Origin of the sequence: Pedobacter deserti (assembly GCF_024436415.1) — a bacterium.
Lineage (GTDB): Bacteria > Bacteroidota > Bacteroidia > Sphingobacteriales > Sphingobacteriaceae > Pedobacter > Pedobacter faecalis.
Genome location: NZ_JAFMZQ010000001.1, coordinates 2,855,012 through 2,876,712, shown reverse-complemented (window position 1 = coordinate 2,876,712; position 21,701 = coordinate 2,855,012). Strand labels below are relative to the sequence as shown.

Here is a 21,701-nt window from a genome sequence, read left to right as displayed (position 1 = left end):
CAGATGGTTTTTAGATTAGTCTAATTTGAGTACGGCCATGAAAGCGGTTTGTGGAATCTCTACGTTTCCAACCTGCCGCATACGTTTTTTACCTTGTTTCTGCTTTTCAAGCAACTTACGTTTCCTGGAAATATCCCCCCCATAACATTTTGCGGTAACGTCCTTACGCAAGGCACTTAAGGTTTCCCGGGCTATAACTTTAGCACCGATCGACGCCTGAATCTTTATTTCAAATTGCTGTCTGGGAATCAGTTCCTTCAGCTTTTCACATATCTTCTTGCCGAAATCATAGGCATTGCTCCGGTGGATCAGGGAAGACAAAGCGTCCACAGGTTCCTCATTGAGCAGCATATCCAATCGTACCAGGTCTGACTTACGGTAACCTATCTGGTGGTAGTCGAACGACGCATACCCTCTGGAAATCGTCTTGAGCTTATCATAAAAATCAAATACGATCTCACCCATCGGCATCTCAAACACGAGCTCCACCCGGTCAGACGTGAGATAAGACTGGTTGATAATAATCCCTCTTTTCTGAATACAGAGCGACATTACCGGTCCAACAAACTCTGCCTTAGTAATGATGTTCGCTTTGATAAAAGGTTCTTCAACAGAATCAAGTTTACTCGGGTCAGGCAAATCCGAAGGATTATTTACTACGGTCTCCACACCCTTGGTAGTCTTCGCTATATACGAAACGTTTGGTACTGTCGTTATAACCGTCATTCCAAACTCCCGCTCCAGACGCTCCTGAATAATCTCCATATGCAGCATTCCAAGGAATCCGCAACGGAAGCCGAAACCAAGAGCAGCAGAACTTTCCGGTTCAAACACAATGGAGGCGTCGTTAAGCTGCAACTTGTGCATGGCCTCCCTGAGTTCCTCAAACTCGTCTGTATCAACCGGATAAATCCCCGCGAATACCATAGGCTTAACTTCCTCAAAGCCCTGTATAGATTCTGGGGAGGGCCTGTCTACGGTAGTGATCGTATCACCAACCTTTACCTCGCGTGCTTCCTTAATACCCGAGATAATATAGCCTACGTCTCCGGTCTTCACCGAATTCCGCGGCGCCATATCCAGCTTAAGAATACCTACCTCATCAGCAATATATTGTTTGCCGGTGTTGATGAACTTTACTTTGTCATTCTTTTTGATCTCTCCGTTCACCACTTTATAATAAGCGATGATCCCCCTGAACGGGTTAAACACAGAGTCGAAAATCAGCGCCTGCAGCGGCGCTTCGGGATCACCTACCGGAGCAGGTACACGATCTATGATCGCCTGAAGGATATCCGGGATGCCCATTCCGGTCTTACCCGAGGCAGGGATAATTTCCTCACGTTTGCAGCCTATCAGGTCGATAATCTGATCCTTAACCTCTTCTGGCATAGCACCGGGAAGATCCATCTTGTTCAGGACCGGAATAATTTCCAGATCATGCTCCAGGGCAAGATAAAGGTTAGATATTGTTTGCGCCTGTATGCCCTGAGATGCGTCTACAATCAGCAAAGCCCCTTCGCAAGCCGCAATGGAGCGCGATACCTCATAAGAAAAATCGACGTGTCCAGGCGTATCGATCAGGTTCAGCACATATTCCTGCCCATCTACGGTATAGTTCATTTGGATGGCGTGACTTTTAATGGTAATACCACGTTCACGCTCAAGATCCATGTTGTCCAGCAACTGGGCCTGAGCCTCACGCTGACTAATGGTTTTGGTGTACTCCAGTAAACGATCGGCTAAAGTGCTCTTGCCGTGGTCAATATGTGCAATAATGCAGAAATTACGTATATGCTTCATCAGTGGCGCAAAGATAGTGTTTTGGTGGAATTATTCAGTGAATTATTGAGTGCCGCGGGCAAGCCGGATAAGTTCGCTAACCAACTGACTGTCGGTGAGGTGGTAACTAAATTCATCTGTTTCGGCCCCCATACACAGCCCCTCATTCCTGAAAAGCATGCCGCCAGGCTGCAGCCTCCGCGCCGATGCGTGAAATTCCAGAGCGCCGGTGCGCTGAATAAGCCCGGCAATATTTGTTGTATTAACACCTGCGCCAGGCATGATGCTAATCCGCCCTGCCGATAGGCGGACCAATTCTGATATGGTATCAGCTCCTTCCACAGCAGAGGCTTTTCCACCCGAGGTCAAAATGCGTTCGCAGCCCAGTTCAATGATGTCGTCCATGGCTTCAAACAGGTCCCTGGTCATGTCGAAAGCCCTGTGAAACGTAACGCCCATCGAACCAGCCAACCCTATGAGTTCCGCACAACGCGCTTTATCCACAGTGCCATCCGTGTGTAGGATCCCGATCACAACCCCGTCGCAGCCGAGTGCTTTGCACTGAAGAATGTCCTCCTTCATGATTTCAAACTCCAGATCGGTATACAGAAAGTCGCCACCACGCGGCCTGATAATTGGGTATACCTGGATATTCAGAAGTTGCCGAGCCAGTTTAATTTGCGCATAACTGGGGGTGGTGCCACCCTCAGGTAGGTTGTCACACAACTCCACGCGCACTGCACCACCTTGCTGTGCCTCAAGTGCCGAACGCAGCGAATTGGCGCAAACCTCCATATTAATCATGAGTTGTAATAGCTTTTTCCGTCCACCAGCAGGTCATTCCGCTGTTTGTTACAAACCGCATAACTGAAACCCTTTTGAATAGCATAGGCGCCATATTCGCCCTTCTTATTAAGTGCCAGAAAGCCCACCTGGATCTGCTTTGCCGTTTCTGGCTTCTTTCTGATGATCCGCATCACAGCCTCTTTACAGGCCGCCTCCGGCGGATATCCCTGTCGCATCAGTTCCACCACCAGAAAGCTGCCCACGTTCCTGATCACCTCTTCACCTACGCCCGTAGAGGTAGCGCCGCCAACTTCATTATCGACATACAACCCGGCACCTATTATAGGGCTGTCGCCCACACGTCCGTGAAGTTTAAACGCCATACCACTGGTCGTGCAGGCGCCCGACAAATTGCCCTTCGCATCCAATGCCAGCATACCTATCGTATCGTGATTATACTGGTTGCCCGGTAGTTTTTTTGGGGCAAGCTTGTCATAAGACCTGTTTTCTATATTCATTACGGGCGAGTATTTCGCCGTTTTAAGCCATTCTTTCCAGGCCTTTTCCGATTCAGGCGTAAGGAGATTCACCTTTTCAAAGCCATTCTCCAGCGCAAATTGCAGGGCTCCATCCCCAACAAGCATCACATGAGGCGTCTTTTCCATCACCATGCGAGCCACGCTGATCGGATGCATAATATGTTCCATACCCGCAACTGAACCGCAATTGCCGAATTCATCCATGATGCAAGAATCAAGCGTTACCCGCCCGTCCCGATCAGGAAAGCCACCGTAGCCAACCGTCTGAACCTTCGGGTCTGCCTCCGGAACACGCACACCCTGTTCCACAGCGTCGAGTGCCCTGCCTCCGGCCGCCAACACCTTCCATGCCGCTTGGTTGGCCGGAATACCGAAATCCCATGTTGAGATCACCACCGGCTCAATCCCGTTTGCCATGCCCGCCACGATATTGCCGGCTTTGGTCTGGCCAACGCCAGCAAACGCAGCAGAAAGTGCCGAGGCTTTAAGAAATTTTCTTCTGTCAAACATACTACAACATTTTAAACTTGTCTGCGTCCTGCAGAAATGGAAAACTTTCCCGGGTCTTGATCAGCTCTTCGTAGCTGATGCTGAATGTGTACAAATCTTCATCCTCCGGTTTGTAGTATACCGTTTTTCCCATCGGGTCGATGCATTGGGAGTGCCCGCTGTGGTACATTTCATTTCCGTCGTGGCCCACCCGGTTAGCCGCAATCACATAAGACTGGTTTTCTATTGCGCGCGCAGGAATCAGCGCATTCCAGTGGGCCGACCGCTTATCCGGCCAGCTGGCAATGATCAGCAGAGCATCATACTCCCCGTTCTGGTTGCGCAGCCATACCGGGAAACGCAGATCGTAGCAAATGGCCAGTCGGATGTTCCAGCCTTTCAGATTTACAATCACCTTTTCATTTCCCGGGGTATATCTCGCATCTTCGCCACCCAGACTGAACAAATGGCGTTTATCGTACGGGCTGTAACTGCCACCGGGCAACATCCAGATCAGCCGGTTAAAGTAGTTGCCCCCTTCTTTAATAATCAGACTCCCCGCTACTGCACAATCATACTTCACCGCCGTGTCTGCCATCCATTTCATGGTTTTACCATCCATTTCTTCGGCTAGAGCCTCAGCATTCATGCTAAAGCCCGTATTGAACATCTCTGGCAAAACAATCAGGTCTGTTTTTTCCTTGATGCCCATGGAGAGCCGGAGACTTAAATTCTGGAGGTTTTTATCCACGTTTTCCCAGAAAAGATAAGCCTGGAAAATAGTGATCTTTAAATTGCTGATACCGGATTTACTGATTTGTTCCATATCAAGATGGGCTATAATTTCATTAACCTTTCAACGGCCTTTTCCAGGGTATCTTGCCTTTTCGCAAAACAAAAGCGCAAAATACCATGATCCGTACGTTTGGTATAAAATGCAGAAACAGGGATGGACGCCACGCCAAAGTCAGTAATCAATCGCTCCGCAATCTCTGTATCTTTCTCCTCACTAAAATGCCGGTAACTAACGCACTGGAAGTAAGACCCCTCACAAGGTAGTAATTTAAATTTAGTTTCCGACATCAGGCGCCGGAACAGGTCGCGCTTCTCCTGAAAGAAAGCTGACAACCCCAGGTAACTTTCCGGGTTGGCGAGGTATTTTGCAACACCGGCCTGCATTGGGGTGTTCACACTAAATACATTAAACTGGTGCACCTTCCTGAACTCCTTGGTGAGTCCAGCAGGGGCCAGGCAGTAGCCCATTTTCCAGCCGGTCGTATGCAGTAATTTGCCAAAGGAAGCAATTACAAAGCTACGTTCCTGCAATTCGGGGTGGCGACAAACACTTTCGTGCACGTTCCCGTCAAAAACGATATGTTCATACACTTCATCACTCAGAATCAGCACATCGGTGTTCCGTGTCAGCTTAATGAGCTCCTGTATGTCAGCTTCACTCAGCATTTTACCTGAGGGATTTTGCGGGGAGTTCAAAATAATCATCCGCGTATTTGCGCTGAACAGCTTTTTCACCATATCCCAGTCGATCTCATAGTTTGGCGGAGCCAGCTCGTAAGGCTTCACCAAACCGCCGAGCAGCCGCACAGCGGGGGCATAAGCATCGTAGGCCGGTTCAAAGATGATCACCTCATCGCCCGCGCTTATGCAGGCGCTTAGCGCCGTAAATATGGCCTGGGTACCGCCCGCCGTTACCGTGATCTCAGTTTCGGGATTATATGAGGCGCCGTACAGATTTTTAGTTTTCTCGGCGATCAGTTCCCGGAGCACCGGCAAGCCCGTCATAGGGGCATATTGGTTCATTCCTGAGCGCATAGCCTCGCTAACCGCTTCTATCAGCGCAGGGTCGCAGTCAAAATCAGGAAAACCCTGGGAAAGATTAATGGCATTATGTTGCCCGGCAAGCTTAGACATGGTCGTAAACACCGTTGTGCCAACGCCGGGTAGCTTCGATTGTATAGATATCATGTAAGGGCGAAAATATCAGATTTATTTAATAATTTCAACCTTCGTATGAGTTCAAAGACCAAAGAGAGCAGGCTTTTGCTGATGCTGGGCAGCTTCTTCGTTGCCAACGCAGTCCTGTCCGAATTTATCGGCGTTAAAATATTTACGGTAGAAGGCTCGCTGGGCATCAGTCAGTTCAATATCAACCTGCTTGGCGTTCCCAATTTGTCTTTCAATATGTCGGCCGGCGTACTCACCTGGCCGCTCATTTTCATCATGACCGACATCATCAACGAATATTATGGCATCAGGCAGGTTAGGTTCCTTTCCCTGCTTACCGCTACGCTGATCGCGTACGCCTTTATTGTAGTTGGCGGCGCCATGCAGCTTACACCATCCGATTTCTGGGTAAACCAGCAGGTTAACGGAGAGGCGCTCAATATGAATAACGCTTTCGCAGGGATATTCGGCCAGGGCATGTGGATTATTGTCGGCTCCATTATCGCCTTTATTGTTGGCCAGATTGCCGATGTGCTGATCTTCCACCGGATCAAACGCCTCACAGGCGAAAATAACCTGTGGCTGCGGGCTACCGGCTCTACGCTTGTTTCCCAGTTTATCGACAGCTTTGTTGTTATATTTATCGCTTTTTACCTGAATCCGCAATACCAGTGGAGCTGGCAGATGGTCGCTGCGATCGGCCTGGTCAACTATACCTATAAATTTATCGTCGCCATCCTCATGACCCCGGTTTTATACCTTGTACACGGTGCCATAGATCGCTACCTAGGCAAGGAACTCGCGCAGCGAATGATACAAATGGCAGGTCGGAAGTAGCTAGTCGTTCGGAAGGAGTTTCTTTACCTGTGTAATCAATTTGTCAAGATCGAAGGGTTTACTGATAAAGCTATCTGCACAAGCCTGCTCCAACACCGCTTTTTCTGCGGCGTGTGCCGACATAACAATCACTTTAATCTGGTCAGCGTCTTTAGAAAGTCTGATATCTCGACAAATATCGATGCCGTTTCCATCTGGCAGCATCACATCCAGCAGCACAAGATCGGGTTTAGGATTATTCATGGTCTCGTAGAAAGCGGTGGCTGTCGCCGACGAAAAGACCTGGTATCCGCTATCCATCAGTATGTATTCGATGATGAATCTGATGTCATCATCATCTTCAACAACGTGTATAATTTTACCCATATCAAATTAATCGTAACTCGTATTACCTAACGAAATAACATCAAAAAGGTTTTTGACAATCATAACTACCTTCCAAATTTGTACTTAATACATATATTTGGTCATGCACTATACACCCTCATCAACCAGATATACATCAATGCCTTATCGCCGCTGCGGTAACAGCGGCATCAAGCTCCCTGCCATTTCGCTCGGTTTATGGCATAATTTCGGTCATGTCGACCAGCTCGAGAATTCCGCAGAGATACTTCGCCTGGCGTTCGACTGCGGCGTAACGCATTTCGATCTCGCGAACAACTACGGCCCGCCTCCGGGATCGGCCGAAGAAAACTTTGGTAAATTACTTAAGCGCGATTTCTTAGGTTATCGCGACGAGATGATTATTTCCTCGAAAGCTGGTTATACCATGTGGGAAGGGCCGTATGGCGACTGGGGTTCCAAAAAGTATCTGGTATCCAGTCTTGATCAGAGCCTTAAGCGTATGGAGCTCGACTATGTGGATATATTCTATCATCATCGTCCCGATCCAAATACACCATTAGAAGAAACCATGAGCGCGCTCGACCTGATTGTGAGACAAGGGAAGGCACTTTATGTAGGTATATCGAATTACCAGCCTGTTGAAGCCGAGCGGGCGATCCGTCTGCTTAGAGAGCTGGGTACGCCATGTCTCATTCATCAGCCGAAATACTCCATGTTTGAGCGCTGGGTGGAAAACGGCTTGCTGGATGTACTAGGTAGGGAAGGCGTGGGCTGTATACCATTTTCTCCATTAGCCCAAGGCTTGCTTACCGACAAATATCTGAGCGGTATACCGGAAGATTCAAGGGCGGCAAAATCGCATGGGTTCTTAAAAGCGGATCAGATCACTGCAAGCCGGTTGCAGCAAATCAGGGCTTTGAACGAGCTGGCGCAGGGCCGCGGACAAAAGCTTGCGCACATGGCTTTAAGCTGGTTGCTGAAAGATCATCGGGTAACGTCGGTGCTTGTAGGGGCAAGCCGTGCCAGCCAGTTGGCCGACTCGCTGAAATGTCTGGATAACCTCGACTTCAGCGCAGAGGAACTTAGCCGGATAGACCAAATATTAACGCAGGAACAATAAGCATACATGGAAGAAAAACATACGCTCCCCGTGCTTAACGCGGAGGAAATCAGGGTGCTTGGCGTGCTCATGGAAAAGGCCAGGACCACCCCTGAATATTATCCCATGACCATAAACGCCATTACTGCAGCATGTAATCAAAAAACATCACGGAAGCCGGTAGTGCAGTACGACGAACAAACCGTTACGCTCACGCTCGATGCTCTTAAGCGTAAGGGACTTATATCTACCGCAACAGGCGGATCAAGCCGCTCGGTAAAGTATAAGCATAACTTTGCGATCGTATTTCCGGTGCTCCCGTCGGAGGTGGCCGTCATATGCCTGCTTATGTTGCGCGGTGCGCAAACCCCGGGGGAGATCAATACCAATTCGGGCAGGATGTATGAGTTTGAGTCGCTCGACGAAGTCCAGGATGTTCTTGAAAAGCTTGCGGCCGAGGAACCGCCGTATCTGATGCAACTGCCACGCAGGGCAGGGCAGAAGGAAGCAAGGTATGCACATCTTTTCGCAGGGATCCCGGATGTCGAACAGGAAGCTGACGAGGCTTACAGTAAACCCGCGGGCGATTTGGAGCAGCGTTTAGCCAGTGTGGAAGAGGAACTCGCAACGCTGCGAGCCGACTTCGACAAGCTGATGAAGGAACTGATGGGTTAGGCAAACTTTTGCCCTCAGGCTATGTTTTATGTTTACACCTTTTAATGTAAGCATATGGAAACAAATAAAGCAGCCGATTCAGACAAGAACAAGACGCCGCAACCGGATTCGGAACACTATGATTTGGAACATCCGGAAAACCTTGCCATGCCCAAATTCAACAGTGCAACCGAGAAGCGGGAGGGCAGCGGATTGCCGCAGGTAGAGAACATGAACGATGAGCAGCGGAATATCGATACCGACGGTTCACACGATACGGACCTCCCTGAAACTGATCTTGGAAACGACAGGTCGGACGACGAGTCGGAGGATGAGAAGATCATCAGGACCTGAAGCACTTAAAAAACAATAATGAATTACGGCGAGAGATCGCCGTTTTTTAATTTCTCTTCTTCCTTCTGGGCGGTCAGCTTGATCTTCTTCAGGTCAATACGCACCAGGTTATATAAGCTCATATAAACGTTGGCAATCCATACAATGGAAAAGCCGGCAAGGATATACCCGCGCCAGTCCGGATACAGCAGGGTGTATTTAGTGAGAATAAGCAGCAGAATGGTCACGTAATGGCTAAAGCAGTATTCACAGGTAAACATATAAAATAGCTTGCGCTGAAACAGGCTTTTGCAGCTTTTAGATCGCTCAACACAGAATTCCCGCGGTTCTCTGAATACCTCTTCTTTTGTTACCGTCCAGGCTATACAAGCTACAGGTATTGCCAGGATAAAAATCCAGTATATCGGTGGAGTCATATGATTTGAAATATGTGTTATAACAACCGTTAAGCGGGCTTTGTTTCTACCGGATTCTCTGGACGTTCAATGCCTTCACCCATCGCTTCCGTTTGCATTTCTTACATTTATGCTCGCTGGCGGGTTTTAGTTCTACCGCTCTGCCACAATACTGGCATGCATATACACCGCCTTTTTCAATTTTAATGAGCCATTTCTCAAACTCTTCCGGAAGTATTGGTAGGCCGTATTGCACTTTATCATCAGGAAAGAAATACACACTCAGGTTGCCCGAAGTTTCCAGAATAGCCGTGTCTACCTGTCCCAGATGTGCAACACTCTGCTGTCTCAGTTCGGCAAAGAACTCGTCATATGCCAGCGCTTCCTTTCCGAAATTATCGATAGAAAATTCACCGTCCCTTACCAGATACACAGGTTTGCCCTCCACCAGATCTTCAAAGTGCTGGCTCTTAGCCATCATAAAGGTGGTAAGCCGGTAGGCCGCCACGACCACAGAAAAGATCACCACAGGTATGGCCAGACCAACTTCCTTATAAAACATCGGGTCGCCGGCTGCGGAACCCAAACTAATGATCACCACGAGCTCGAACACCGAGAGCTGCTTCACGCCGCGTTTACCAAGCAGGCGCAATCCGAGCAGTATGATGAAATACATGATGATCGTTCTTAGCGCGATCTCAACAAGAAATTCCCAGTTTTCTTCGCCTATCAGGAAGGCGTTCCAGTCAATAGCCATCAGCATCTCAGTGAATTTAAACTTTTCATAATAACTTCGGAGGCCGTCGCACAGAAATCCAGCCCCGAGTAGTCAGGATTATAGCCTCCAATAAAAGGAACAGCCATTACGTAAATGCGTTCATTGTAAGCGTTGTAAGCGTCCACCACCTGAAAGCTGTCGTTAATCGCGATACCAGGCACGCGTAAAAAATATCTGCCCTCTGTATCTTTTTCCACCAGCCCGCTGTCTTCTTCCAGAGCCTTTATGCCATTTTCCGGGTTTCTGAACTGCACGCGGGCCGGACTTACCGCACGTTGTTCTTTCAAAGCCTGAAACGGGAAATCCTTAAATGCAAGATGTGGCTGGCCTGTACAGTCCACAAACAAGTCGTATGCTTGCTCCAGGCGTCGGCCCGATTCATCGGTATAATGATAAATCACGCCGCCCTCAGGTTTCACTTCTACACGGCTATCGTCGCCCACCGCTATAATTTCCAGCACCCCTGCCTGAAACAAAGCAATCATTTCTTCAGCAGAACGCTGCGGTACACAGGCAATAACAATGGAAATTAAGGGCATTAGCACCTTTTGCAGACGCTGCATATCCTCGGCCGAAAAATACTTTGCCGGATAATTCATGGCGTAACTTAGCACGGCAAGCGATTCCTTCCAGTATACCGACTGCTTCCTTCTGATCGATTTCTCCGCCTCTGCATATTCCGCCTTAAAAAGCTGTACCGGGTCTATGTCCAGACGACGTGCCATCATTTCCGAGACAAAATCTTCCATTTGCATGTCACGGATCTGATCATAAAATTCCCGATGTTTTTCACACATCAGATCTTTAAATCTCTTTTCAAATACGTAGTCGAGCGACAAAAACCCATCGTTTTGCTCCCTGTTCCGCTGAATGTCTTCCCAGCTAAGCCGGGTGTATTGCGAAGAAAGCAGGTCGTCCGAATGAAAGCGCACCGCAGGGAGAAGCCCGCTTCGGGAGTGCATCACGATCTTAAAGTTCTTACTGTCTTCATCAGGCGTGTATACCAACTGGCCAGCTTTATTTCTTGAAAACCTTCCGTTATGTTGACTAAGCGTCTTTATGGCATCAATGGCAGTAAGCGAAGCGCCTTTTAGTGCTATTGGAAAATCTACTTTAAGGGAAAGTTTTGCAGGAGGGTAGGGCGAGTCATAACATCCGTTTTCGGTTTCTTCGCAGTCCTTCGGCCACAAATGGCCTGTACACACGATGATATGGTCGTACGCCTTAGTAGTGCCATCAGAGAGATGTACCCTGACTTTCTTCACATCAGCATTGTCCGAGAGATCCGTTACCTCCGCGTTGAAAAACACCGAAGTCTGAATCCCTTTTTCTTTCGATTGTTTCCTGAGCAAATTAAATTGCTCGCAGAGATAGTCGCCAAACAGTAATCTGGGCAGAACTTTGTACTCATGGAAAGTATCAAGATCAATGTTAAACCGGCTCAGTGTGTCAGCATGAACCTTCTGGATCCAATCTTCAATCGGAATCACCAATTCCGGTATCTCATTGCCTGAAACGTTGGTGATGTGTTCATCATTAGCGCCCTCGCTACTGTATGGCATACCGGCGCCAGGCTTATTTTTTTTCTCATATACATCGATGCTGATGTCATGTCGGCCAGACTCAATAAGTCTTTTAAACATAAACAACCCGCCCGGACCACCGCCAACAATGGCAATATTTTTTAGCTGTTCCAACTTTTATATGGAAAACAACGATCTGGGTGGAGTTGTTTTATGCCCCGCTATTTCAACGTCATCGGAACCATCATCATCGTTCCGCTTTTGCTTTCTTTCATTCCCTGATTAGCAAGCAGCTCAGCCTGTTTTTTACTGTCATCGGCCTTTTGCGTGTCTCCCGTTTCGTTGTATACCGCTGCACGAAGACTATGCATTTTGGACAAATCAAATTTATTCGTCAATGACGGCATCAAAGCGTCTGTCCACCCGATCACCTGCTGCACATATTTGTGGCCAGTCTCCTTAATTAAAGTGTATGAGAAGGACGTTACTACCGCGCTCACCGGCATATTGATCAGTCCCTCATTCTTCTTTACCATAGTGCTTATGATCGAAACGTAGTTTTTCCACTCCTTACGCTTGCCTGCGGCCAGTAATTTCGTCTGACGGACCAGCTGTTCCCTGTTCGGTAAAGCGGCGCGCTTAATTCGCTTAATGATCTGGTTTTCTTTGTTCTTGTCGAACGCGGCCTCAGCGCGATATTGCGCCCAGATACTCTCATTGAAGTGTTTTTCCAGCTCTTCTTTTTCATTGATGGCCGGATTCGCAGCTTTAAGTGCCGTCGCGTGGCTCAGCACGTAGTCAAACATCGGATCTGTGGCATCCTTAACATGAGTTTTAATCAGGTTCCAACTGGCCGCAGATGTCAGGTCTGCTTCCGGTAGTGAACGGAGGTAGGCCTTTGCTACAACCGCCGCCTTCTCAGCTTCGTACGCAGCGTCAAGCGCCGAAATATAGTTGGTTACAAAATCCGGATCCCTGGTGCCCTGCTCATATTGCTTATGCATTGCAGAAAGCTGTTTTGCAGGGTTCAGTGCATCTTTTGACTTAGCCAGAAATACCTGCGCGGCTGAGGAACCTACGATGCGGTGTACTTCTTCGCCCTTTCCGTTGATGAACAGAAAAGTAGGATAGGCCTTTACCTGGTAGGCGTTTTTCAATGTGATGCCTTCACCTTTTTCCATGTCCATTTTTACGTTCACGAAATTGCTGTTAAAGAAATCGCCAACATTACGCTGAGTAAACACCTCTTTATCCATGATCTTACACGGACCGCACCATACGGCATAGCAGTCCACAAAGATCAGCTTGTTTTCTTTCTCAGCCAGTTGCAGCATATCTTTCCAGCTTCCACTGCCAAAAGAAATTCCGCTTATCGAAAGGTCTTTCATGCCCGCTTTTTTCAAGGCAGCTTTTCCTGTCTCAATAAATGGATCTGCATCCTGGTAACCCACTTCCTGATGTACCACCTCACCATCGCCGTTAATAAAAAGAAAGGTCGGATAGGCACCGATCTTATATTTTTTATTCAGCGCAGGCCCGTCGGTTTTTTCCATATCCTTACTTACATTGATGAAGTTGCTGTTGTAAAAATCAGCCACCTTGTTCAGTGTAAACACATCACGTTCCATCATACGGCATGGTCTGCACCACTCGGTTTGCGCATCCAGGAAAATAAGTTTTCCTTCTTTCTTAGCAAGTGCAAGCAAGTTGTTCCAGCCCTCGGAGCGGAAAGCCACGCTGCGCTTGTTTTCCATTTTGATTTTTGCAGTAGCGGCGGCGCTACGGGCTTTCTCCATTAAGACGCCCGGATCTTTGGTAACAACAGCTGCGTTAGTATAGCCTATTTCGGCTCCCTTCGCGTCATAAAAAACGTAGGCGGGATACATGAGCATGTTAAGTCTCGGAGCAAAGGCTTTCCCCGCATCAGAGTGCATGTCTATTTTGATCGCAATAATGTGCTTTGAGAAGAAATCAGCGATGCTGTCTATTGTAAACACCGTCTGCTCAGCCTTTAAATTCAACTCTGTAGGGGTGTTCCGTTGCACATCAGCAAATATGATCTTGCCGGTTTTCTCAGCCTGGCTCATGGCCTGATCAAAGCTGATATTCTCGTACTTAATACCCGTTTGCTGCGCCATTAAGGGAAGACAAAGCAGGTTCAGTAAGCAGGCCAGGAGCATGCTCTTCATGGATTGATTTATAAATTTCATCGTTTTCTGTTTTTTGCGGCGGTCCGCACTCGTTTATAGTTATGTTTAAAAAGTATATCCCGGATTTTGTTTAATCACACCTTTTCCAATCAGGATCTCCGATAGTGGCAAGGGTAGCACCCATTTAGACGACGGTAAGCCATTGTCCCGCGGCGCCTGCCCGGTGCGTATGCGGTCATAGCGGTAATGGCCCTCAAAAGCGAGTTCAAGTCGCCGCTCTTTAAGAATTGCTTCCAGAAACCGCTCCCTGCTGGCAAAACTGCTTGCCGTATAAGGTATAGCTCCAGGTATCGCCCTGCTTCTTACTTCGTTGAGCAGGTTTACCGCCTCTGGTACAACTCCGTCTTCCCGTGCCAGTGCCTCACATCTCGAGAGCAGGACTTCAGAGAGCCGTATCACGGTTACATTATCGCGGCCATAGGGGTCATTGAACTTAAACGTTACCCGTGCAGAAAACTGGTCCGGATTTGCCAGACTGTCTCCCTTAAAGATCAAATGCGTTAAGCGGCGGTCATTGGTCTCATGCATACCCATAAATTCCGGATCTATCCAGAAACTTCGTTTAAAGAAGTAGCTGTCGCCAAGGTTATTTCTTGCATAGGTCGAAGAACTTTTCATGTGGCTTACTGGAAAACCAAAAATGTGTTCTTTTGAGAAACCTTTAGCCGAACCGTCCTGGTTGTTTGGAAAAACTGCAAACAGGGAATTCGACAGTTCATACGTGGCTGGTCGTCTGCCAAGCACCTCCGTAGAAGCCAATACCGCGTCATCGTAGCGATGCATGTACATATATGCCCGGGTCAGCAGCGCATAAGCCGCGCCCTTCGTGCCCCTCGAGCGTGTTTTCAGGTCGTCTCCATGAAGATCGGGCAGGCCAGGTATCGCCTCATTTAGATCCTTTATGATCTGGGCATATACATCGCCATTGGGCGAACGCGGAATTAGTTCACCAGTATCATAACCCTTAAACGGCGTCAGTTGCAGTGGTAAGCCAAGACCGGCCATATTTCCCGTAAGCGCACCGTCACCAAATAATTTAAGAAGGTCGAGGTAAGCAAGTGCACGGATAAACTTAGCCTCGGCAATATACTGATTCCGCAGTGACTCGCTGTAAGTAGCGTATTGCGGAACCTTTTCCAGAATATTGTTCGCATTGTTGATCACCTTGTAGTAGGCCGACCAAACCGCCGAGATTTCCGGATCTTCCGGTGAGGTGTTGCCCGCATCCATGGCATCGTAATACACGCTGTGCTTTATGTTTGCCGTCGTAAAATCGCCTATCAGGTATGATATCGACCCGGTGCTGGCCCTGAACAAATTAAAATAGGCGTCTGCCATTACCTGTTCTGTTCCATTAAGGTTATTAAAAACCTCCCTGTCCAGCAGTGTATCCTCCGGCTTCAGATCCAGTTGCTTGTCGCAGCCAGCAAGGAAAACCGTTAGTATTGAAAGATATATGATATGTTTCATCTCAAATTATAAGCCTATGTTGATCCCTAACTGATACATCTTGTTCTGCGGCATGGTCAACTCGTCATAACCCGAACGTATGGCGGAAGATCCGAACGCATTCACCTCAGGATCCACCCCGGTGTAAGAAGTCCAGGTCAGCAGATTGGTACCTCTTACAAACACCTGCAGGTTTTTTATCGCATTTTTGCTGACACGCTTCAGGTAAACGTTATCCACCTGATAGGAGAGATTCACCGTTCTGAGCCTAAGGTAACTTGCATTTTCCAGGAAACGGCTGTTAGTGCGACTGGTGGTAAAGTCCCTCACGCCACCTGCCGAGCCGGGAGAGGCCGTGATCGAGCGGTTTGCCAGTCGCGGTATTTGCGTATCCTGACCAGCCACCTGCCAGTAATTTAATATTTCTGTACTTAGGTTGTTCGCATCTTCCGTAGCATACGTCAGCAGCGTAGCCCTTGAACCGTTGATCATCTTGCCCCCGATAGAGAACGAACAGAAAGCGTCCAGTTCCAGGTTTTTGTACCTTACTGTGTTGCTAAATCCGCCAAATGCTTGTGGTAAACTGGAGCCGAATATCTTCCTGAACTGGTTTACGTCGTCCACCTGGGTAAACAATGATCCAGGAGGAATGCTGCTCGAAGTGCCATTACTGCCGCCCCAGATCGGGTCGCCGGTATACACGTCGATACCCTGCCAGTCGTACAGGAAGAACTGAGCCACAGGCTCACCTTCTTTCATATACTTATATGCTTCGTTGGCCAGACCAACTTCCTCGCCGTCGAAGTTCAGCTTTAGCAGCTTGTTTTGGTTGCGCGAGATGTTCAGTCGCATCGACCAGTCCACATTACGCGTCCTCACAGGGTTGTAGCTCGCAGTAAATTCAATGCCGCTGTTCTTCATGTCGCCGATATTTTGAGGCTGAATGCTCCAGCCCTGATACAGCGGTATTGCCGAACTCAATATCATATCCTTGATCCGACGGGTATAATAATCAACAGTAAGCGTGATCCGGCTCTCCATAAAAGAAGCGTCAAGCCCCAGATCTACCGAACGTGTGCGTTCCCATTTCAGGTTCGGGTTGTCCGGTTGCTGCATGCTCAGTACCGGCGTACCCGCATAGGTCATCGCATTGCTGTTAATAATATACTGTCCCTGGTTGCCGTAGTAGGAGGCCGGACTGTTGTTGCCCGAAAAGCCCACACTGCCACGCAACTTAAGATCGTCGATCCATCTTTTGCTCTTCAAAAATGATTCCTCTGAGAGCCTCCATCCGGCAGATATCGAAGGGAAACCTACGTAGCGCTGATTTTGGCTGAACTTTGATGAGCCGTCCACGCGATACGTTACCCCAGCAAGGTATTTGTTTTTATAGGCATAGTTTACCCTCGAAAAGAAAGACACTAAAGCCCATTCCTGTTTCAAAGCACGTTGTATGTACCGGTTAGTTGCCGATCCTATACTCAGGATATTGTCATTGAAGAAACCGTAACCGCCAATGCTGCCCGAAGATTCCACCGACTTCTCAAAACTTTGTCCCACAACCGCATCCAAGGCATGTTTTTCCTGATCAGAGTACACAAACGTGGCGGTGTTGTTGGTCACTATTTTCCGGTTGTTGGTAGTGCTCTGCACCGCATCGTCACCAAAGCCGCTCGGGCGCTTTACCCTCCGCGTATACGCATTTCCGTTATTCATATCGGTACCAAACTCAGATTTTAAATGGAGTCCGGGGAGCACCTGATATTGAAGATAAATATTGGCCAGCGTTTGCGTAGACTCCAGAAAGTTGGTGTTCAGTTCGGCATCGGCCACCGGGTTTGTATCCATGTTACCGTACGGATTCGTACCCTTGCTATATAGATAATTGCCATTCGCATCCCTCACAGGTAGGTTTGGAGCCTTTAAGATCGCCTGTCGGTATATGGATGCCGCATTCAGCGCAGCGTTGTCGGTATAAGCAACCGAAATATTCGCCCCAGCGCTTAGTTTCTCGCTTGCCATATAGGTAAAGTTCATCCGGCCGGTGTAGCGCTTATAATCATTATGAATCACATACGCAGGCTGATCGGTATAAGAGCCACTCAGAAAGTAACGCATCTTGTCGGAACCGCCCGAAAGCGAGAGGTCCGCATTCTGAACAATCGCCGTGCGGGATATGGCTTTTACCCAGTCTGTATTGTCGGCCGAAGCAAAGGTCGCAGGTGTGCCCAATTCTTGGTACAAGGCCGTATACAACTGGTTGTACTGCTGTCCGTTTAGCAGACTATATGTGCCTATCGGTTGGGCCGCCCCGGTGATGTACCGGAAATTCACGACCGCGTTCTTTTCACTACCTTTTTTAGTCGTTACCAGAATCACCCCCGAGGCGCCCCTGGAACCGTAGATGGAAGTTGCATAAGCATCTTTCAGTACCTCTATCGACTCAATGTCGCTCGGATTCAGGTTACCCAGCGGATTTGCCTCAAAGTCATTTCTTGGCGTCAGATTGTCCGACACCGTAGTACCGCCAAAGCCGATCATGCCGGTTGTGGAAGGGTTAAATGTCTTCGTATTCAAACCCGCTCCCGAACCATATACAGGTATGCCGTCTATCACAATCAGAGGTTGGTTTCCGTCAGAGTTAAGCGAACTGATCCCCCTGATCGTAATCGCTGTTGCCGAACCCGGAACGCCTGAACTCGATAACACATCAACACCAGCGGCCCTTCCGGCAATCGCATTGTCGAAAGAGATGGCGGAACTTCTGGAGATGTCCTTTGCGCTGACTGAAGCAATGGAACCAGTGATATTTTTTTTCTTCACGTTGCCATAGCCCACTACCGTAACCTGCTCAAGGTTCGCCATATCTTCCTGGAGAACGAGCTTAAGCATAGGTTGGCCGGAATGTGCTAATTTGAGCGGCTTAAACCCGATACAACCTACAATGAGTGTATCGCCAGGAGCTGCACTGATTTCAAAGCTGCCGTCGGCTTTTGCCAGGGTCCCATTGGTCGTGTTCTTGATCATGATGGTAGCACCTGTTACCGGGTTACCCTGCTTGTCAAGCACTACTCCTTTCAATTCAACCCGCTTAGCAGGTAGATTTTGGGCATACAAGTCTGAACTCATAAAAGAGGCTGCCGCTGCAAACAGCAGCAGCCCTGTCAATCTAATACGCATTGACCCCCTCTTATTTAAGTAAACTGCCTTTCCAGGTATCGTTACGGTAGCTATATGTACCGTCCAGTTGCATCTCTCCGCCTATGATCCAAACCGCTCCCGTGTTCACGAACATGCCAAAGTGCACACGTGGTTCAAACGTACCAGGTAAAGCTCTTGGATCGCCTGTTTCCACTTTTTTCCAGGTCGCACCATTATCTTCGGAAACCCAAAGTTCCTTCGATACGCCATCGGCGACGCGGCCGCCGGCGATAAATAACTGATTATTAAACGACACCGCTTTATGTCCCCAGCGTGCCGTAAAAGGTGCGGTAACAGTCATTTCCGTCCAGGTTACGCCATCTTCCGAAACCCAGATATCATTGAGCAAGGTGTTGCTACCATTCTTTCCACCTATCACATACATTTTGTTGTTATGAACAAGAACTGCCGGGTTAGACCTTGCCACAAACTGCGCATTCGCCGCTACTCGTGTCCAGGCCGTACCATCGGTAGTGCTCCAAACGTCGTTTTGCGGTGTACCTGTGCTGTTGATGTTACCAAAAGCAGGGTAAGCATTCCCACCGATCACCCAAAGCTTATCTTTGTAAACCACTGCATTCAAACGCTCCCTTGGTGTCCAGATCTCATTGTTTGCCGGTGCTGCAACGTTAGCGGTAGCCGTCCAGGTGGTTCCGTTGGCCGAACTCCATACCGCGTTGGTTACATAACTAAAGTTAAATCCGATACTCGGTACCAGGCCTCCAAGCAACCACATTTTATCTTTGAAACCGAAAACGGCAGTCTGACGTTCCGCAAAAGGCACAACGTTGGTATTGTTGTCGGTGGCAGCTACTGTGGTCCAAGTAATTCCATCTGCTGAAGAATGAACACCTTTTGTTGTAGCATTAGTACCTACAACCCAAAATTTATTGCTGAAATAACCTGCAGTCATAGTACGGTAAGGCCCCCAGCCGCCGTTTGCGGTCTGCTGCTTCCATGAAACTGATTTGGGATCTATCTGCGCCACATTCACTTTAACTGTGTAGGAGCGGACAGTACCGTCCTCGGCGACCGTTTCATAAATAATAGGGTTTTGAAAGTTGTTTGGCGTTACACCAGAAACCTGCACGGTACCGTTAACTTTTACCTGTGAACCGCCGACCGATTCGAAGTTGGCTATAAGCGCTGAAACATTGGTGAGGTAGGGAAGACTATCCGTGTTACTGATCTTAAGTGCATTTTGGTCGACTGTGAAAGTAGTGGTTTCGTGGCCTTTAATGCTGAACGAGCTGATGCCCGCAAGGTTGCTCTTCGGGTCTGACTTTTTACATGCCTGGGTTAGCACCAGAAAAAGTGCCGTGGAGACAAAACATATCAGTCTGAGCACTGATGAGCTGTTGGTTTGTAGAGTTAGGTTCATAGTTTATTTGTTTGTTTTCAGTTGATTAATCAGGTGGTGACGCAGATGGATTCAATACAGCGGGATTATTCGTTGGTTCATTGCAGAAGTAGATGTTCTTTCCTTTAACCTGGAAGCCGATGTTCAGGGAACTGCTGATCTTTTTTAAGACCTCCTGCAGGTTCATATTCCGGAATTCGGCCGTGTAGCGGTTTACCCCCAGTGCAGCGTCGCAAACCGTGATTTCAACACCATACCATCTTTCAAGCTTCTCCGTAATCTCGGCCAGACTGGCGTTATCAAAATAAATAATACCGTCCTTCCAACCGAACGCTTTATTATCGTTGGCCGCGGGCAACAGGTCCACATGATGCTCCTGCTTATTAATTACCGCATAGGCGTCCTGACCGATCACTACGCTGGGCTTTAACTTAACCAGCGCGATCGCGGCCGGCCTCAAATCATGGAAGGCAGAGTCACGGTTTTTAGCCAGCACAGGCTGCTGCGCAGGAATCCTGAGCTTCATAAGCGGCCAGGCTTTTGCTGCGCCTCTTATTTCTGCATTGCCTTGGTCCACAGATACTTTGATCGTGCTGTCTTTCGGGAAGGCAGAGATATTGAAAGCTTTTCCTTTTACAGTAGTTTCTATACCGGCCGACTTAACCACCATAGAATCCCGGTTTTTTGCGATCTTGATGAAGGCCTCACCTTCCACATACACAGCCTGTTTACCTCCGGGACTCGTCGGATATGAAATCTTACTGTCGGCATTTAAGTATACTTCAGAGCCATCACCCAGCACAAAACGCTTCCTTTCACCTTTTTCCGTGCGTACCGTTACATAGCTGTCCTTTTCGGCAAGCGGTGTTTTGGTATTCATGTACCAGAAAAAAGAGAAGGCGACCATTAAACAGGCTGCTGCGATTGATATCCACTTGGTATAAGAACGATTTCTCACGGGCAATCTCTGCACGCGGTCATTTTTCTCTATATATTCCAATATTCTCTCAAATACTGGAGCATCTTTTGCTGATCCTGATGGCTCAAATTCCTCCCAAAGCATGTCGATTAGTGACAAAGCCTCTTTTTCGTTTCTCTTATCAGCGAGCCATAACTCTATTTCTTCCCGCTCTGCGGGGTTCAAGGTATTGTTGAAATACCTTTCCAATTGTCTCTTTTCCACAAATAAGTTGGTTATAAAGAGTGGTGTTTACCTGTATATACAATCAAACTGATTGCTGCACCTACTCGTAAATGAATTTTTTTTATTTTAATAAGAACAACGATATATAAATCATTACATACGACCCAAAACCATAGCCTTTCAGCTGAGTTTTTATAAGATGTATGGCTTTATTGATGTGATTTTCTACCGTACTTTTAGAAATTGACAGCTTATCGGCGATCTCCTGGTTAGAATATCCCTCAAACCGGCTCATTCGAAATACAAGTCTGCATTTTTCCGGTAGTTGTTCAAGGATCTGTTCTATACTCGTCTCCAGTTCCTTATCGGGTATTACATCTAGTTCAGGTTCCTTGAATACGCCCATGTACCGCCTGATAAGCGCCTCCTTGCGGACTTTGTTATAGATAAGGTTCCGCGATATCGTCATCAGATATGCATTCAGCGAAAAACCTGTCTGCAGCCCTGCACGGTTTTCCCAAATCTTCGCGAAAGTTTCCTGCACAATTTCCTCCGCGTCTTCCGCGTCCAGATTCAGCTTTTTCGCGAAATAAAAAAGCTTTTTACCGTAGAAATTGTAGATCTTACGGAACGCATCCGTATCACCTGCCCTCAACAGCCCAAGCAGGTGGTCCTCGTTCTGGAGTTTAATCATCAGAATTATTAAAGTATGGTTATATCGAGCCCTTAAGGCTTAAAATGCTGTAGAAAGGAGCAATACCGGATCACCGGTTAATCCCGTGCTCTTTCGC

19 protein-coding genes are annotated in these 21,701 nt (G+C 48.0%); 4 read left to right on the top strand and 15 right to left on the bottom strand.

Annotated features, from left to right (window positions below; genetic code table 11):
- Positions 1–15: 15 nt before the first annotated feature.
- The 5 genes from lepA to J3P40_RS13000 are packed head-to-tail and all read right to left on the bottom strand — an operon-like array spanning position 16 to position 5,579.
- Positions 16–1,803 carry a translation elongation factor 4 gene (lepA, locus tag J3P40_RS13020; RefSeq protein WP_256006382.1) on the bottom strand — a complete coding sequence of 596 codons (1,788 nt, stop codon included), beginning with the start codon at positions 1,801–1,803 and terminating at the stop codon, positions 16–18.
- Positions 1,804–1,845: 42 nt separating this feature from the next.
- Positions 1,846–2,586, bottom strand: a complete 741-nt coding sequence (locus J3P40_RS13015; RefSeq protein ID WP_256006380.1) for a copper homeostasis protein CutC — start codon at positions 2,584–2,586, stop codon at positions 1,846–1,848.
- Positions 2,583–3,617, bottom strand: a complete 1,035-nt coding sequence (locus tag J3P40_RS13010; RefSeq protein WP_256006377.1) for a glycosylasparaginase — start codon at positions 3,615–3,617, stop codon at positions 2,583–2,585. Before J3P40_RS13010 ends, J3P40_RS13015 begins: the two co-directional genes overlap by 4 nt.
- Position 3,618: 1 nt before the next feature.
- Positions 3,619–4,422, bottom strand: coding sequence for a nitrilase family protein (locus J3P40_RS13005; RefSeq protein WP_256006375.1), 804 nt, complete (start codon positions 4,420–4,422; stop codon positions 3,619–3,621).
- Between the two features lie 11 nt (positions 4,423–4,433).
- Positions 4,434–5,579: a methionine aminotransferase gene (locus tag J3P40_RS13000; protein ID WP_256006371.1), complete on the bottom strand. Its 1,146-nt coding sequence runs from the start codon at positions 5,577–5,579 to the stop codon at positions 4,434–4,436.
- Positions 5,580–5,624: 45 nt separating this feature from the next.
- Between J3P40_RS13000 and J3P40_RS12995 the strand changes: the two genes are divergently transcribed.
- Complete coding sequence (locus J3P40_RS12995; RefSeq protein WP_256006369.1) at positions 5,625–6,395, top strand: queuosine precursor transporter; 771 nt, start codon at positions 5,625–5,627, stop codon at positions 6,393–6,395.
- Here J3P40_RS12995 and J3P40_RS12990 read toward each other — a convergent pair whose 3' ends face one another.
- Positions 6,396–6,761 (bottom strand): response regulator transcription factor, encoded by a 366-nt coding sequence (locus J3P40_RS12990; protein WP_256006366.1) that lies wholly within the window; start codon positions 6,759–6,761, stop codon positions 6,396–6,398.
- 103 nt (positions 6,762–6,864) lie between these two features.
- Here J3P40_RS12990 and mgrA point away from each other — a divergent pair, with 103 nt between their 5' ends.
- Genes mgrA through J3P40_RS12975 form a run of 3 tightly spaced genes read left to right on the top strand, consistent with a single transcriptional unit; the run spans position 6,865 to position 8,850 of the window.
- Positions 6,865–7,863, top strand: a complete 999-nt coding sequence (gene mgrA, locus J3P40_RS12985; protein ID WP_256006364.1) for an L-glyceraldehyde 3-phosphate reductase — start codon at positions 6,865–6,867, stop codon at positions 7,861–7,863.
- Between the two features lie 6 nt (positions 7,864–7,869).
- Positions 7,870–8,517 carry a YceH family protein gene (locus J3P40_RS12980; RefSeq protein ID WP_256006362.1) on the top strand — a complete coding sequence of 216 codons (648 nt, stop codon included), beginning with the start codon at positions 7,870–7,872 and terminating at the stop codon, positions 8,515–8,517.
- Between the two features lie 54 nt (positions 8,518–8,571).
- Positions 8,572–8,850, top strand: a complete 279-nt coding sequence (locus J3P40_RS12975) for a hypothetical protein (protein ID WP_256006360.1) — start codon at positions 8,572–8,574, stop codon at positions 8,848–8,850.
- A gap of 23 nt (positions 8,851–8,873) precedes the next feature.
- Here J3P40_RS12975 and J3P40_RS12970 read toward each other — a convergent pair whose 3' ends face one another.
- The 9 genes from J3P40_RS12970 to J3P40_RS12930 form a co-directional block, all read right to left on the bottom strand.
- Positions 8,874–9,266, bottom strand: a complete 393-nt coding sequence (locus J3P40_RS12970; protein ID WP_256006359.1) for a hypothetical protein — start codon at positions 9,264–9,266, stop codon at positions 8,874–8,876.
- Positions 9,267–9,312: 46 nt separating this feature from the next.
- The gene (locus J3P40_RS12965) at positions 9,313–10,008 is read right to left on the bottom strand and encodes a DUF421 domain-containing protein (protein WP_256006358.1); all 696 of its coding nucleotides are present in this window, start codon (positions 10,006–10,008) and stop codon (positions 9,313–9,315) included.
- Positions 10,002–11,720 (bottom strand): FAD/NAD(P)-binding protein, encoded by a 1,719-nt coding sequence (locus J3P40_RS12960; protein ID WP_256006356.1) that lies wholly within the window; start codon positions 11,718–11,720, stop codon positions 10,002–10,004. Before J3P40_RS12960 ends, J3P40_RS12965 begins: the two co-directional genes overlap by 7 nt.
- A gap of 47 nt (positions 11,721–11,767) precedes the next feature.
- Positions 11,768–13,756 carry a thioredoxin fold domain-containing protein gene (locus tag J3P40_RS12955; protein ID WP_256006354.1) on the bottom strand — a complete coding sequence of 663 codons (1,989 nt, stop codon included), beginning with the start codon at positions 13,754–13,756 and terminating at the stop codon, positions 11,768–11,770.
- A 45-nt stretch (positions 13,757–13,801) separates the two neighbouring features.
- A complete protein-coding gene (locus J3P40_RS12950; RefSeq protein WP_256006351.1) occupies positions 13,802–15,226 on the bottom strand; it encodes a RagB/SusD family nutrient uptake outer membrane protein in 1,425 nt (474 codons plus the stop codon).
- Positions 15,227–15,232: 6 nt separating this feature from the next.
- The gene (locus tag J3P40_RS12945; protein WP_256006348.1) at positions 15,233–18,385 is read right to left on the bottom strand and encodes a SusC/RagA family TonB-linked outer membrane protein; all 3,153 of its coding nucleotides are present in this window, start codon (positions 18,383–18,385) and stop codon (positions 15,233–15,235) included.
- 10 nt (positions 18,386–18,395) lie between these two features.
- Positions 18,396–19,787, bottom strand: coding sequence for a Kelch repeat-containing protein (locus tag J3P40_RS12940; RefSeq protein ID WP_256006346.1), 1,392 nt, complete (start codon positions 19,785–19,787; stop codon positions 18,396–18,398).
- 25 nt (positions 19,788–19,812) lie between these two features.
- Positions 19,813–20,949 carry a FecR family protein gene (locus J3P40_RS12935; protein ID WP_256006342.1) on the bottom strand — a complete coding sequence of 379 codons (1,137 nt, stop codon included), beginning with the start codon at positions 20,947–20,949 and terminating at the stop codon, positions 19,813–19,815.
- 82 nt (positions 20,950–21,031) lie between these two features.
- Complete coding sequence (locus tag J3P40_RS12930; protein WP_256006339.1) at positions 21,032–21,604, bottom strand: RNA polymerase sigma factor; 573 nt, start codon at positions 21,602–21,604, stop codon at positions 21,032–21,034.
- Between the last annotated feature and the right edge of the window lie 97 nt (positions 21,605–21,701).